Origin of the sequence: Herbaspirillum sp. BH-1, from assembly GCF_002870055.1 — a bacterium.
GTDB classification, from domain to species: Bacteria; Pseudomonadota; Gammaproteobacteria; order Burkholderiales; family Burkholderiaceae_D; genus Herbaspirillum; species Herbaspirillum frisingense.
Genome location: NZ_PKOI01000011.1, coordinates 1 through 14,743, shown reverse-complemented (window position 1 = coordinate 14,743; position 14,743 = coordinate 1). Strand labels below are relative to the sequence as shown.

The window sequence follows — 14,743 nt, the reverse complement described above, 5'->3', positions numbered from 1 at the left end:
CTGACACGCGCTGTCGGCCTTCCGAAACCATGTCGCGCCTGCTGGGTGCTTGATGGCAGGCATCACACGCAAGGCTCATGACGGCCGCTGCCAGCCGGGAAGAATTCCACCGGCTGCCAGCGGCCGTCATGCCGGAACAGGGTATAGCGCGGATTGGCCCTTGCTCCGTTTGGGGCAAAGCTGATCGGTCCATGCAGTCCGGGATGACGCAACTGGTGCAACGCCACCGCGATCCTGCGGCCATCGCCGCTGCCGGTCTGCAGGATGGCCGCACCCAGTACGCTGGCCGCATCATAGGCATAGAAGGAGTAGGTGGTCGGCGCGGTATCGAATCTGCTGCGATAGGCTTGGGCGACCTTTTTCCATTGCGGACAATAGTCCCGTGCGATTTCGAATTCCAGCACATGCAGCCGTGGTTCGGGCTGCGATGCCAGCTCCAGGTTGCTGGCACCTCCCGTGAGCAGAATGCGTGCCTTTGATCCCGAACGGCGGGCCGCATCGATGAATGCGCGCGCCTGCGGGTACAGGGCCAGGAACACGATCACATCAGCGTCATGCTGCATCGCCGCCTGCATCGCCACATGGAAGTCGGTGGTCCGACGCGCGACCTGGATGCGCCCCAGCGCGATGGCTGGCGCCGTTGCTGCCAAGCGTTCCATTACTGCATCGGCCAAGGCAGTGCTGTAGGCCGAATCGTTCTGGATCACGAAGACCCGCTGCCCCGCCAGCGAGCGGCCGGCGACCTCGGCCAATGCGGAGGACAGTTCCTGCGTGCCGCCCACCACCCGGAACGGCATGCGGTGGCCCATGCTGGTCCACTGGCTGCTGGTGGCGGTAAATCCGATCTGCGGGATGCCTGCGTTTTCGTAGATTGCGGCGGTGGCCAATGCGGCGTCGCTGCTCCACGGGCCGACGACGCCGGCCACGTTTTCCTTGATGTAGTAACGGGCGATGTTGATGGCGAAATTTTCGTTGCCGTGGTCATCCTGCGGCAGCAGTTGCAAGCGCAGTGGCGAGCGACGCCGTATGGCCATCGCATTGGCGTCGTCGATGGCCAGTTGCGCACCCTGCAGGGCGCTCTGCGTAATCGGTTCGGAAAGTCGGCCGGTGAAGCCCAGCGTGATGGTCGTCAGGTTCTCCGACCACGCCGATGCCGCCAGCGAGCAAAGCAGCAAGCTGATGGCGAGTATCGTCATCGAGTCCGGTCTGCGCATGGGGTCCCCCCGTGGTCCGCTGAATTTATTGTGAACTTCGCTTCATGCGTCCTGCTGGGGAAAATATACACATCAATGCTCAATGAGGCCAGCGGACTTCAAAGCAGGTGCCGCCCAGTGGCGAGGGCCGGCAGTCGGCGGTACCGTGATGCGCACTGGCAATGGCCCTGACCACCGCCAGCCCCAGGCCGCTGCCACGGTGCTGGGCGTCGTCGCTGCGCGGGCCTCGCTGGAAGGCGTCGAAGATCATCGTCGCATCGGTAGCCGCCAGCCCCGGGCCGCTGTCCTCCACGCGCAGGCAATGCTGGCCTGCGCTGCTCGCGGTGCTGATGCGCAAGCGGCCGGGTGTGGCGTGCTGCAGGACGTTTTCCAGCAGGGCCAGTAGTGCCTGGCGGATGCGCACCGGATCGCAGACCGTGCGCTGCAGTGCGATTTCCAGTGTGACGGCGAATCCCTTGTCCTGCAGCGCCGATTCGCAGGCTGTCAGCACGGTGCCGATTTCCTGTTGCAGGTCCACCTGCTGCAGCTGTATGCGCAGGTGTCCACTTTCGGCCAGGCCGACGATGCGCAAGTCCTCGATCAACCGCGCCAGTCCCTCGACTTGCACCAGCAGGCTGGAAAAGAGCGCCGGTTCGGGCGGGAACACGCCATCGGAAAGACCCTGCAATCGACCGCGCAGGATGGTCACCGGCGTGCGCAGTTCGTGGGCGATCGCGGCGTTCCAGAAGATGCGTTCCTGCTGTACCCGCTCCAGCCGCTCGGCCATGGCGTTGAAGTCGCTGATCAGCTGCGAGGCTTCATCCAGCGGTTGTCGTTGCGCTCCCGCCCGGGCCGCCAGATCGCCCTGTGCCACGCGGCGCAGGCTGGTGGCCACTGAATTGAGCGGCGTCAGAATGCGGCGCGCCAGGCGCATGGCCACCCAGATCGCAATTCCCAGGCCCAGCAGCGTGGTACCGGCGATCCAGCCCCACTCGGCCGGCGAGGGCAACCAGCTGTCCGGCGCCGACAGGGCGCTGGGCAGGAAGATGAACATGGTCGAATAGAAGGCATACGAGCCCAGCAAGACCATCAGCATGATGGTCAGCGCCAGGATCGCCACCGAACTGATGATCTGCCGTGCCAGGCCCTTGCCGCGCCATAGTGCCAGCAGGTCGACGCCGGGCTTCATGAGTGCGCCTCCACGGTATCAGCTACCTTGCTGGAAACGATAACCCACCCCACGAATGCTGACCGGAATACCGGCGATGCCCAGGTCCTCCAGTTTCTTGCGTAGTTTGCTGACATGGCTGTCGACGGTGCGCTCCAGCGTATCGCCCTCCGGCAGGCAGGAGGCCAGCAGTTCGGCGCGACTGAACACGCGCCGTGGCGAGCGCGCCAGTTGCGCCAGCAGCTTGAATTCGGTGAGCGTGAGCACCAGTGCATGCGAAGTACCGTCAATCTCGGCCACGGCCTCGTGCTGCTCGAAGTCGATCACGAAGGGCGGGACCCGCAGGATGCGTCGGTCATCGCGCTCATCACGGGGTTGGCTGCGGCGCAGGACTGCCTCGACCCGGGCCACCACCTCGGCCGGATTGAAGGGCTTGACCACGTAGTCGTCTGCGCCGATGCGCAGGCCGGTGAGCTTGTCCACGTCCTGGTCCAGGGCGGTGAGCATGATGACCGGGGTCTGGTCACGCTGGCGAATCTGCGCCAGTACCTGCCAGCCATTGAGCTGCGGCATCTGGATGTCCAGCAGCACCAGGTCCGGTTTGAGGGCGAGATGCAGCTCCAGCGCCCGTACGCCGTCGCCCGCATGCACGCTGCGCATGCCGCTGCGGGCCAGGTAGGCGGCCAGGATGTCAGCGATCTCGGGCGCATCCTCGGCAATCAGCACCAGCGCGCCGGTGGCCGGCGCCGTGGGCGCCAGGCCCGGTTCGCTCACGCTATGCGGTGCTGTCGGCATCTTTCCTTCTCCATCGAAACTCCATCGTTGTATCGCGCAATCCTCACGCTCATCGCCCAGACTCCGCCTTCGCTCGCGATTGTACTGTCGGCTGGCGCGGCGCGGCAAAAATGCCGTTGTCGTTAAGCCTGCCACCAGGTACCGAGCCAGACTGATGGAGTTCTTGCATGCCCCGCTTCTTTATCGACCGTCCCATCTTCGCCTGGGTGGTCGCCCTGTTCATCGTGCTGTTCGGCGTGATTGCCATGAGCCAGTTGCCCATTGCGCGCTATCCCTCGGTGGCGCCGCCCACGGTCTCCATCAATGCCACCTATCCGGGGGCAACGCCTCAGACCATGAACGATGGCGTGATCAGCCTGATCGAACGCGAACTGTCGGGCGTCAAGAACCTGCTCTACTTCGAGTCCTCCGCCGATACCTCGGGCAGCGCCCAGATCAGCGTTACCTTCAAGCCCGGCACCGATCCGGAACTGGCCCAGGTGGATGTGCAGAACAAGCTCAAGGCCATCGAAGCGCGGCTGCCGCAGACCGTGCGCCAGAATGGCGTGACGGTGGAATCTGCGGCTTCGGGCTTCCTCCTGATGGTGAGCCTGACCTCGACCGATGGCCGCTACGATGAAGTCCGACTGAGCGACTACCTGGCACGCAATATCGTGGAGGAATTGCGCCGCGTGGAAGGCGTCGGACGTGTGCAGCTGTTCGGCGCAGAGCAGGCCATGCGCATCTGGATCGATCCCTTCAAGCTCAATGCCTTCGGCCTGACCGTTACCGACATCAGTACTGCAGTGAGCCAGCAGAATGCCCAGATCGCACCCGGTCGCCTGGGTGATTCGCCTGCCGTTCCGGGCCAGCAGATCGCCGTGCCGCTCACGGTACAGGGGCAATTGCAGTCGCCGGCACAGTTTGCCGCCATCGTGCTCAAGGCAAAGACCGATGGTTCGCGCGTGTTGCTGGGGGATGTGGCGCGGGTGGAACTGGGGGCGCAATCCTATGCCTTCTCCAATCGCGAAGACGGCAAGCCTGCCGGCGTGGCCGCGGTGCAGCTCGCTCCGGGTGCCAATGCGGTGCGCACGGCGGCCGCCATCCAGGCTCGCATGGAAGAACTGCGCCCCAGCCTGCCGGCGGGTATGGTGTTTTCGCTGCCCTATAACACCGCGCCCTTCGTCAAGGTCTCCATCCAAAAGGTGGTGCAGACCCTGATCGAGGCCATGGTGCTGGTGTTCCTGGTGATGTATCTGTTCCTGCAGAACGTGCGCTATACCGTCATCCCCGCCATCGTCGCGCCCATTGCGCTGCTGGGTACGCTGGCGGTGATGCTGGTGGTCGGCTATTCGGTCAATGTGCTCACCATGTTCGGGATGGTGCTGGCCATCGGCATCATTGTCGATGACGCCATCGTGGTGGTGGAAAATGTGGAGCGCATCATGGCGCAGGAAGGTCTGGCGCCACGCGAGGCCACCATCAAGGCCATGCGCGAGATTACCGGGGCCATCGTCGGCATCACGCTGGTACTGACCGCGGTCTTCATTCCGATGGCGCTGGCAGGGGGCTCGGTGGGCGTGATCTATCGCCAGTTCGCGCTGGCCATGGCCGTGTCCATCCTGTTCTCGGCCTTGCTGGCGCTGAGCCTGACGCCCGCCTTGTGTGCCACCCTGCTCAAGCCGGTGGCACCGGGGCATCATGAAAAGCGCGGCTTCTTTGGCGCGTTCAACCGGGCCTTCCATCGTCTCACCGCACGCTATGAATCCGCATTGGCGCGCCTGATCGCACGAGGGCTGCGCATGATGCTGGTGTACGTGGCGCTGTGCCTGCTGCTGGTGCTCGGTTTGCAGGCCTTGCCCTCCGCTTTCCTGCCGGAAGAGGATCAGGGTTACTTCATGACCTCCTTCCAGTTGCCGGCCGATGCCACCAGCGAGCGCACTGGCCGTGCCGTCGATCAGTTCGAGCGTTACCTGCAGACCCGCGAGGATATCGGCGCCAACCTTTCGGTACTGGGATTCGGGTTTTCCGGCTCCGGGCCGAACGCGGCCATGGCCTTTACCGAACTCAAGGACTGGAAGCAACGCAAGGGTTCCACCGCTGCCGCCGAGGCCATCGCCGCCCAGGGCGCCATGGAACGCAGCGTCGATGGCATGGTGATGAGCCTGCTACCACCGGCCATCGAAGAGCTGGGGAACTCCTCCGGCTTCGCCATGCGTCTGCAGGATCGCGCCAATCAGGGTTATGCCGCCCTCAAGGCTGCGGAAGCGCAATTGCTGGCGCTGGCGGCCAGGAGCGACAAGCTGGCCGGCGTCTATTCAGACGGATTGCCGCCGGGAGCCAGCCTGCAGCTGGATATCGACCGTCACAAGGCGGCCGCATTCGGGGTCTCCTTCGCCAGCATCAGCGATACGCTGTCGGCGGCCATGGGTTCGTTCTATATCAATGACTTCCCCAATGCCGGCCGCATGCAACAGGTCATCCTGCAGGCCGAGGCTGGTGCGCGCATGCAGATCGAGGACGTGACGAAGCTGTACGTCCGCAACCAGAGTGGCGGTTTGCTGCCGTTGGGTGAAGTCGTGAAGACATCCTGGCAAGAACAGCCGACGCAGCTGCAGCGCTACCAGGGCTTCCCTGCAGTACGCATTTCCGGCAGCGCCGCAGCTGGCGTGGCCAGTGGCGAGGCCATGGCCGAGATGGAGCGCCTGGCCCAGCAGCTCCCGCCTGGATTCGCGGTGGCGTGGACTGGCCAATCCCTGCAGGAACGTCTGTCAGCGGCGCAGGCGCCGATGCTGATGGCCTTGTCCATGCTGGTGGTGTTCCTGGTGCTGGCGGCCCTGTACGAGAGCTGGCGTGTTCCGTTGTCGGTCATGCTGGTGGTGCCGCTGGGTCTGGTCGGTGCCGTGGCGGCGGTGATGTTGCGCGAGATGCCCAATGACGTCTTTTTCAAGGTGGGTCTGATCACCGTGATCGGCCTGTCTGCCAAGAATGCCATCCTCATCGTGGAGTTTGCGCGGCAACTGCGGGCCGAGGGCGCCGGGCTGGCGGACGCGGCGATCCGGGCGGCCGTGCTGCGTTTGCGTCCCATCCTGATGACCTCGCTGGCCTTTGCGCTGGGTGTGGTACCACTGATGCTGGCCTCAGGCGCCAGTGCGGAGACCCAACGCGCGATCGGCACCGGCGTGTTCGGTGGCATGGTCACTGCCACGGTGCTGGCGGTGTTGTTCGTGCCGGTGTTCTTTGTGCTGGTGCTGGGGCGGACGCAGAGGCGGACTCGCAACGAGCACTGATGCCTTGCGGCATGTTCGGCTGCTTTCTTCCATGGTGATGCATCCATGGAAGACGGGGAGGTGCGCCGCGAGAAACGGAAACGCTCAGGCACCCACCGGCGGCGCGAAATCCCCATCCTTGCGTGGCGGCTGCTCCAGCGGCTGAACCGATGTGGTGCTGACAGGCGTAGGCGCATGCTGTTGCGTGCCATCCGCCACCATGCTGCTTTCTTGTGCGACAGGTTGCATGTCCTGCTCACCCATGACGCTGGGCATGCCGGATTCGGTCTCGCTTTTTCCTTCGGCTTCGGCCATCCGGCGTCGGTTGATTTCGTCGAACTGGCGCTTTACCGGCTTGGCGCAGGCCAGCATGGCCAGCGAACCTGCAGCGAGCATGAACAGGGAAGTCTTTTTCACGGCGGCTCCTCCAGAGAATGAACGGAGCCTTGATTATCTCCAGCCGGCTGGGCCGCGCATGTCGGACGATGGCGCAAACGCTCGTCGGTGAGCGGGAGAGATTGTGGCTGAGCTGGGACGGGTTGCAGCAGGTTGCAGCAGTGAGGTGCTGCCCGGGAAGGATCAACAAAAAGCGAAACAATAAAAGTGTCCAGTCCTAAAATAAGTTGACAGGTTTTTACTGCAACACAGACGCCCGATGCACCGCATCGGGCGTTTTGTATTTCAGGGCCGTATGAGGCCGTTCCTGGTTGTAAATCCGTACTGATTGCGCCACCATCTTTGCTGCTTGTTGCAGATCTGCGGGCCGGTTAAGCAAGAACTCTCCTTTAAGAATCCCATTGATTCGTTCGGCCAGGGCGTTTTGGTAGCAGTCATATCCATCGGTCATTGAGCAAACCAAGCCGTGGCGGTCATGGATATTCTGGTAATACGTCGAGCAGTATTGGATGCCTCTGTCAGAGTGATGGATCAGCGGCGCACTGCCACGGCGTCCGCGCAGGGCCATCTTCAGCGCTTGGCTGACCTCTTCCGTTTGTAAGCTCCCGTGTACGTGGTACCCAACAATCTTGCGCGACCAGGCATCTGTCACCAAGCTCAAGTACACGAACTTCCCGCGTGTCGGTAGGTAAGTGATGCCAGCCACCCACACCTGTTCCGGGCCGGTAGGCACCACTTGGTCCGGTCCTGCCTTGAGTAAATTCGGATGGCGCCGGAAGCGATGATGGCTGTCTGTGGTCTTGTGGTACGCCCGTTGCGGCTGAACTAACAATCGTGCCTGCCGCAGGATGTAGAACAGCCGATCTCGTCCCACTTTCAGTTCCGCTTGCTCAAGGCTCGCACCCAGCATGTGATGGAGCTTGCGTGTGCCCACTCTTGGTTGGCGCAGGCGAATCGGCTGCACCAGCGCAATCACTGCCTCAGCCTGATCCTCACTAATTCGTTCCCGCTGGCAATGTTTGTAGTGCGCTTGGCGGCTTATGCCTATGAAACGGCAAGCTTTCTGAATGCTCAGTCCTTGGACTTCACCACCACAGATAGCTTGCCGGCATGCTTTTTTACCGTCACCCCGTGCTCATCGCGCATGATGTCTATCACCTTCTCGAACAAGGCCGACTTCAGCTTTTCGTCCTTGAGCTGCTTCTCCAGCTCCTTGATGCGCTGCTCGGGTGTCTGTGGCTTGGTATTCATCGGCGCTCTCCGCTTGCTGCGGCCCCTCGGCTGGGTCCAGTCCTGCAAGCCATGTTTGCGACACCATACCAAAACTGTTGATCGACCTTGGATTCCGTATCGCAATTGCGCTTGCTTATACGTCATTTCGCCTTTTTCTACCTGATCGACAACGCTTAATTTAAAAGCCAGGCTGTAATCCCGCTGGCTACGCCGCATCCCTTGCTCCATCTGACACTCCTTCCTCTTGTCGGAAAAGTGTCAACTTAATTCAGGACGGGTCAAAGAAGAAACAAAAAAGGGCCCATCTTGCGATGGACCCTTTTTTTACTACATATGGTGCGGCTGGCAGGAATCGAACCCACGACCCCTTGGTTCGTAGCCAAGTACTCTATCCAGCTGAGCTACAGCCGCGAAAGAACGAGATTATAAGGAGCTTTTCTGAAAAGTACAAATCTTTTTTCAAGGAAAGGAAAAAACTGTCTCAATACACTTCCCTGGAGGTGAAGGGATGGTACTGGAACAGCCAGGTCTCGCTGAGTGCCTGTCCGTCGTGTCGCAGGAATAGACGCAGTTCGACCGGTTCCTCGCCCGCAGCCGTCAGGTCGAACTGGGCGCGCCAGTGGCCGGCTACGTCGTTGGGCAGGGCCTCGGTGTAGACATAGGAAATGCTGCCTCTGGAGGCAGTGATGACGGCTTCCGGTTTCACGCCGAAGGGCAGGCCTTCCAGCGGCTTGCCCTTGAACTCGACCATGAACTTGCGGACCTGCGCCGGGCGTGCCTGGCCGGGCTGGCCGCCGCGTCCCAGGCGCGTCGCCACGCAGCGCGCCAGCGCCGTCGGGAAGGGCTCGTCCTGCTCCCAGTGGAGGCGGTAACGCAGCCGATAGCTGGCGCCGGCCCGCGCAGGAGTTTTCGGCACCCACATCGCGACGATGTTGTCGTGGATTTCGTCATCGGTACGCAGTTCGATCAGCTGTACCTCGCCCTGGCCCCAGTCCCCTTGCGGTTCCACCCACAGGCTGGGGCGGCGCTCGTAATGCACGCCGTCCAGGTAATGGTCGACATTGCGGTCGCGCTGCAACAGACCGAAGCCGCGCAGCTGCTGGTCGGCGAAGGCCGAGGCGGTGGTGCGGGGCGGATTGTTCAGGGGGCGCCAGAGGTGTTCGCCGGCACCGGTCCAGATCGCCAGGCCGTCCGAGTCATGCACCTCAGGTCGCCAGTCCGCGCCGCTACCCTTCACGGTTTCGGAGAACCAGTACATCGAGGTCAGCGGTGCCAGGCCCAGGCGGGCGACGTCGCGGCGCAGGAACAGCGCCTTGTCCACCTCCATGGTCACGCCGGCACCGCGTTGCAGGGTGAAGCGATAGGCGCCGGTGATGCTGGGGCCATCCAGCAGGGCATAGACCACGACGGTATCGCTGCCCGGTGCAGGTGGCTCGAAGAAGAATTGCGTGAAGTCGGGGAATTCCTCGGGGCGGTCGGCTTGTGCGACGTCAATGGCAATGCCGCGTGCCGACAGGCCATATTGATAGAGGTCGCCGATGGCGCGGAAGTAGGACGCGCCGAGGAAAGCCACCCAGTCGTTCTTGCGCCAGTCCTTGGCCTGCTGGTCGGCCAGGCGGCTTTCCTGGAAGCGGAAGCCGGCAAAGCCGCTGCCGGCCGGGAGGCGGTGGGCCGGGCTGTCGGCCGGCATGTCGAAGTAGTCGTCGCGATACAGCAGTTCGCGGGCGCGGGTGGGAGTGGAAGTGGGAGTGGAGGCTGGGGCGGGCGCATTACCCGGGCCATCCAGCACGAACATGCGCACCGGGACGCGGAAGAACTTGCCGAGATGGAAGAAGGTCAGCGGGAACGGGCCAGGACCGTCGGCGAAGACGGCGTAATCGGACTTGAAATGGATCTTGCCGTGGGCTTCGTAGTCGATCTGGTCCAGCACTGCGGCGGGCACCGCCGGCGGCGCCTGGTAGGGCGTCCTGGCCATGTCGCGGGCGCGCGCCATGAGCTGGTCGAAGCTGAAGGCCTGGGCCGGGCCCATCTTCATGGACTGCGCGGCCAGCGCCTGTGGTGGCAGACCCAGGGCGGCCAGCGCGGCGGCTGCGCCGGAGGCGGTAAGGAAATGTCGGCGGCTGGGCATGGGCGGTTCTCCGGTCTCTTTGGAAACTCTACAGAGTCTTGCCTGACGAGCTTGGTTCCGGCCAAGAAAAAGCCCGCTGCGCGCGGGGCGGCAGCGGGCGGGTAGTGCAGCGGTGCAAGTAATGCGGTAATGCGTAGGACCGATGTCGCAGGCGGGATCAGTATTCCCAGAACATCTTCTGGATTTCCTTGCTGTCGGTGGTCTTGGTCAAGGCCAGCATCAGCAGGATGCGCGCCTTCTGCGCGTTCAGCGTGTCGGAGACGACGAAGTCCAGCTTGTCGTCGTCGGCTTCGCCATTGCGCGCCACGATGCCCTGGCCGACACGGCTGGAACGCACGATGACCACGCCCTTCTTGCGGGCTTCGCTCAGGGACGGCAGCACGGTGTTGTTCAGGCTGCCATCGCCCACGCCGGCGTGGATGATGCCTTGCGCACCTGCAGCGACGAAGGCGTTGAGCGCGATCGGGTTCATGTTGGCGTAGCCATAGACGATGTCCACTTGCGGCAGCTTGTCCAGGTTCATGATGTCGAACGGGGTGTCGACCGTGTTCTTGCGGGTGGACTGGCGGTAGAAGTAGGGCTTGCTACCCTGGATGTAACCCAGGAAGCCCAGTTCCGGCGTCTTGAAGGTGTCCATCGTGGAAGTGTTGGTCTTGGTGACTTCACGACCGGCGTTGATCTGGTCGTTCAGGGTCACCAGCACGCCCTTGCCAACGGCTTCCTTGGAACCGGCCAGCAGCACGGCGTTGTACAGGTTGATCGGACCATCGGCGCTGATGGCGGTGGACGGACGCATGGCGCCCACGATCACCACCGGCTTCTTGCTCTTGACCACCAGGTCGAGGAAGTAGGCGGTTTCTTCGATGGTGTCGGTGCCGTGGGTGATCACGATACCGTCCACGTCGCTCTGTGCCAGCAGGGTATTGACGCGCTTGGCCAGCTTGAGCCAGGCGTCGTTGTTCATGTTCTCGCTGGCGATCTGCATGACCTGCTCGCCGCGCACGTTGGCGACCTTCTTGAGTTCAGGGACAGCGGCGATGAGTGCATCCACGCCGACCTTGGCGGCGGTGTAGCCAACCGTGGTGGTGCTGGTGGCGCCGGTGCCGGCGATGGTGCCGCCGGTGGCCAGGATGACCACGTTGGGCAGGGTTTGGGCCTGTGCAGCGGCGGCTGCGGCCAGGCAGAGCAGGACCAGCATCTGCTGGAAGAATTTTCTGATGAGCATGTGTACCTCGGTAGCTGTGGTTGTACGGATTTCTCTGAGCGGATTTTTGTTAGTTTTATTGGCTTGCTTCACCGGGAAGGACGCAGGCTGGCTGCGTATTGTCATCACGGTAAAAGCGCCGACACGATAGCACCGGCTCGCGTGACGATCAAAGGATTTTTTACGCGGTGAGAAAGCCGCATCGCAAAAGGCTTTGTGAGGGGATGGAATGCAAGTTTCGTGCAAAATGGCTGCTTTGAACGTTGTCAGACGGGCGGAATGACTCGCAACTGACAGCGCGCTGACGGATCGCTGTACACACGTGCCGCAGGTCTGCGACAAAGGGCGGGGGATAACCGGGGAAAATAAGTAAACCGCAGCGAAGAGCTTGGAAGATATCACCGAATGCGCAGGTCGGAAAGGCGGACAAGCCGGCCGTTGTGCCGCCTCATCGCAGCCTGCTGCGTGCTGCATGAAACGCGCCGCTCTCAGGTAAGATGGTGCTGCGCACAAGTTGTTTCGATGAATGACCGGCCAGACCGGCCGCGCCGCTCCAGCGCAGTTCGACCCCACACCGGCGCGGCGCGCGGCAATGATGGAGAACACGATGTTTGCCACAGAAAAATTCACCAATCCCGAAGCCGCCTACGCACGCGTGCTGGAAATCTATGAGCACAACACCACCATCCTGCGCGATGCCTTCCGCCAGTTCTCCAGCGGGCAGGGCATGTCGCAGCGGGTGCGCGCCTGCTATCCCTTCGTGCGCATCACCACCGAAAAATCCACCCATACCGATACCCGCCAGTCCTTCGGCTTCGTGGCCGGCCCCGGCTGTTACGAGACCACGCTGACGCGACCACAGTTGTTCCACCAGTACCTGCTGGCACAGTTCAAGCTGGTGCTGCAGAACCATGAGGTGCCGCTGGAAATCGGCGTGAGCGACATGCCCATCCCGGTACATTTCGCCTTCCCCGAGGGCATACACGTCGAGGGCAGCCTCGACCCTGAGCACCTGCGTACCTTGCCCGACTACTTCGATCTGCCGGACCTGGCGACCATGGACGATCGCATCGCCAACGGCAGCTACGAGGTGGACAACGGCGCCTGGCGCGAGGGTGTGCATCCGCTGGCCTTGTTCACCGGACCGCGCATCGACTATTCACTGCATCGCCTGCGCCATTACACGGCGACCTCGCCGGACCAGTTCCAGCGCTATGTGCTGTTCACCAACTATGCCTTCTACGTCGACGAGTTCGTGCGCCTCGGACGGCGCCTGATGGAGCCGACCGACGATCCGGAGGAGCTGGCCTATCGGCGTCAGTACACCGCTTTCGTGGAGCCCGGCAACGTCACCACCTGGAGCGCCAATCAGGAAGGCCTGGAGACGCGTGCCGCTTCCGGCGTGGCACCGGCACGCCAGCCGCAGATGCCGGCCTATCACCTGCAGCGGGCCGATGGCAGTGGTATCACGCTGGTCAACATCGGTGTCGGTCCTTCCAATGCCAAGACGGTCACCGACCACGTGGCGGTGCTGCGTCCGCACGGCTGGCTGATGCTGGGACATTGCGCCGGGCTGTCGGCGTCGCAGCGGATGGGGGATTACGTGCTGGCGCACGCCTATGTACGCGATGACCACGTGCTCGATGACGATCTGCCTCTGTGGGTGCCGATTCCGGCGCTGGCCGAAGTGCAACTGGCGCTGCAGGATGCGGTGGCCAGCATCACCCGGCTGGAAGGTTATGAATTGAAGCGCATCATGCGCACCGGTACCGTGGCCTCGGTCGATGACCGCAACTGGGAGTTGCGTGACCACCGCATGCCGCTGCTGCGTTTTTCGCAGAGTCGCGCCATTGCGCTGGACATGGAAAGCGCCACTGTCGCGGCCAACGGCTTCCGCTTCCGGGTTCCTTATGGCACCTTGCTATGCGTGTCGGACAAGCCGCTGCACGGCGAGATCAAGCTGCCCGGCATGGCCAATACCTTCTACGAGCAGCGCGTGGCACAGCACCTGCAGATCGGTATCCGCGCGCTGGAGCTGTTGCGCAACAATGGTATCGAACAGGTACACAGCCGCAAGTTGCGCAGCTTTGCGGAACCGGCGTTCCGCTGATCGGCAATGCAGCAGGAATGCGCCCGCGACAGTGGCTGTCGCGGGCGTTTTTCATTCAGGCGCTCTGGCGTGGCAACGGATGGCTGCGCGTCAGGCGGTAATACAGCCAGGCACCGATCAGCAAGGTGGCTGCTGCCACGCACAGCGAAGGCGTGAAGGACCCGCTGCCGTGCACCAGCGCGGTGGCCAGCGGCGGTCCGGCAATCTGGCCGATGCCGTAGGCAGCCGTCATCAGGGCCATCAGGCTGCTGGCCTGTTCCTTGCGCAGGCGGCGTGCCTCGCGCATGCCGAACAGGGTGATGGCGGTGAAGGGCAGGCCCAGCAACAGGCAGCTCAGCGCGAAACCCAGTGCATTGGGGAAGAGGATCGACAGCAGCACCCCGGCCGCCTGCATCAGGTAGGCGCCGGCCAGTAGCAGGCGCTGATCGCCCTGTACCGACAAGCGGGTGGCGCTGAAGGCGCCCAGCGCGACCGACAGGCCGAAGATGGGCCAGAAGTAGTCCGGCCAGGCCGAGCCCGGCAGCGCCTGGCGCGCGATCACCGGCAGGAAGGTGGCGGTGATGATGTAGCCGAAGCCGGCGATGCCATAGGCGATCACCTGCACCAGCACTTCACGTTTCTGCTGTGCGCTCTCGACGGCCTTGGATGCTTCGCCATGGAGCGGGTCGCTGTGCACGCTCAGGCCGCGACCGGCATCGAAGCTGAAGGATTTCCAGACGACTGCCGTCAGGGCCAGTGCAATGACGCCAAAGGCGATCCAGCCGCCCGCGGCCAGCCAGCCGGCCGCGATCATGGGGCCGGAAAGCAGCCCGGTGATGGCGATCCCCAGGCCGGGGCCGCAGAAAATGACTCCGCCCAGTTCCGGCCGGCCCAGTTGTGTCAGCTGCTGCAGGCACCAGCCGGCGGTATAGACGAATACGTAGGCGCTGGCCACGCCGGAGAGAAAGCGCATCCACAACCAGGCCCAGTCCTGATGCAGCACGCCCATGCCCAGGGTGAGCAGGATGGTCACCACCAGCCCACCGCGCAGCATTGCCACGCCGCGCTTGCTGCGATGGAAGGCGCACAGCATGGCGCCGGCGAAATAACCCAGGTAGTTGGCCGTGGCCAGCCAGCCGCCCATCTGCAGCGACAGGCTGCCCTCGTGCAGCATCATCGGTAGCAGTGGCGTGAAGGCGAAGCGACCGATCCCCATCGCCACTGACAGCGCCACCATGCCCGACAGGCAGACCTTCCATGCCATGCCGTGGCGGGATGGGGTGGAGAGC

At 63.1% G+C, this 14,743-nt stretch carries 9 protein-coding genes, 1 tRNA gene and 1 pseudogene; 2 read left to right on the top strand and 9 right to left on the bottom strand.

Annotated features, from left to right (window positions below):
- Positions 1 to 62 precede the first annotated feature (62 nt).
- From HBH1_RS15235 to HBH1_RS15225, 3 genes are all read right to left on the bottom strand, one after another.
- The gene (locus tag HBH1_RS15235; RefSeq protein WP_233207620.1) at positions 63 to 1,214 is read right to left on the bottom strand and encodes a branched-chain amino acid ABC transporter substrate-binding protein; all 1,152 of its coding nucleotides are present in this window, start codon (positions 1,212 to 1,214) and stop codon (positions 63 to 65) included.
- A 79-nt stretch (positions 1,215 to 1,293) separates the two neighbouring features.
- Positions 1,294 to 2,382 (bottom strand): ATP-binding protein, encoded by a 1,089-nt coding sequence (locus tag HBH1_RS15230; RefSeq protein WP_102663432.1) that lies wholly within the window; start codon positions 2,380 to 2,382, stop codon positions 1,294 to 1,296.
- Positions 2,383 to 2,400: 18 nt separating this feature from the next.
- On the bottom strand, positions 2,401 to 3,156 hold the full coding sequence (locus HBH1_RS15225) for a response regulator (RefSeq protein ID WP_233207619.1): 756 nt from the start codon (positions 3,154 to 3,156) through the stop codon (positions 2,401 to 2,403).
- Between the two features lie 167 nt (positions 3,157 to 3,323).
- On the opposite strand from HBH1_RS15225, the gene HBH1_RS15220 reads away from it, so the two are divergent.
- On the top strand, positions 3,324 to 6,425 hold the full coding sequence (locus HBH1_RS15220; RefSeq protein ID WP_102663430.1) for a multidrug efflux RND transporter permease subunit: 3,102 nt from the start codon (positions 3,324 to 3,326) through the stop codon (positions 6,423 to 6,425).
- Between the two features lie 84 nt (positions 6,426 to 6,509).
- Here HBH1_RS15220 and HBH1_RS15215 read toward each other — a convergent pair whose 3' ends face one another.
- From HBH1_RS15215 to HBH1_RS15195, 5 genes and pseudogenes are all read right to left on the bottom strand, one after another.
- Positions 6,510 to 6,821, bottom strand: coding sequence for a hypothetical protein (locus tag HBH1_RS15215; protein WP_102663429.1), 312 nt, complete (start codon positions 6,819 to 6,821; stop codon positions 6,510 to 6,512).
- 217 nt (positions 6,822 to 7,038) lie between these two features.
- Positions 7,039 to 8,261: pseudogene (locus tag HBH1_RS15210) on the bottom strand (IS3 family transposase).
- Positions 8,262 to 8,367: 106 nt separating this feature from the next.
- Positions 8,368 to 8,444: transfer RNA gene (locus HBH1_RS15205), tRNA-Arg, on the bottom strand.
- A gap of 70 nt (positions 8,445 to 8,514) precedes the next feature.
- Positions 8,515 to 10,161 (bottom strand): OpgD/OpgG family glucan biosynthesis protein, encoded by a 1,647-nt coding sequence (locus HBH1_RS15200; RefSeq protein ID WP_102663427.1) that lies wholly within the window; start codon positions 10,159 to 10,161, stop codon positions 8,515 to 8,517.
- A 157-nt stretch (positions 10,162 to 10,318) separates the two neighbouring features.
- The gene (locus tag HBH1_RS15195) at positions 10,319 to 11,386 is read right to left on the bottom strand and encodes a type II asparaginase (RefSeq protein WP_006465682.1); all 1,068 of its coding nucleotides are present in this window, start codon (positions 11,384 to 11,386) and stop codon (positions 10,319 to 10,321) included.
- 586 nt (positions 11,387 to 11,972) lie between these two features.
- On the opposite strand from HBH1_RS15195, the gene HBH1_RS15190 reads away from it, so the two are divergent.
- Positions 11,973 to 13,475 carry an AMP nucleosidase gene (locus HBH1_RS15190; protein ID WP_102663426.1) on the top strand — a complete coding sequence of 501 codons (1,503 nt, stop codon included), beginning with the start codon at positions 11,973 to 11,975 and terminating at the stop codon, positions 13,473 to 13,475.
- Between the two features lie 55 nt (positions 13,476 to 13,530).
- On the opposite strand, the gene HBH1_RS15185 is transcribed toward HBH1_RS15190, so the two are convergent.
- Positions 13,531 to 14,718 carry a YbfB/YjiJ family MFS transporter gene (locus HBH1_RS15185; RefSeq protein ID WP_102663425.1) on the bottom strand — a complete coding sequence of 396 codons (1,188 nt, stop codon included), beginning with the start codon at positions 14,716 to 14,718 and terminating at the stop codon, positions 13,531 to 13,533.
- Between the last annotated feature and the right edge of the window lie 25 nt (positions 14,719 to 14,743).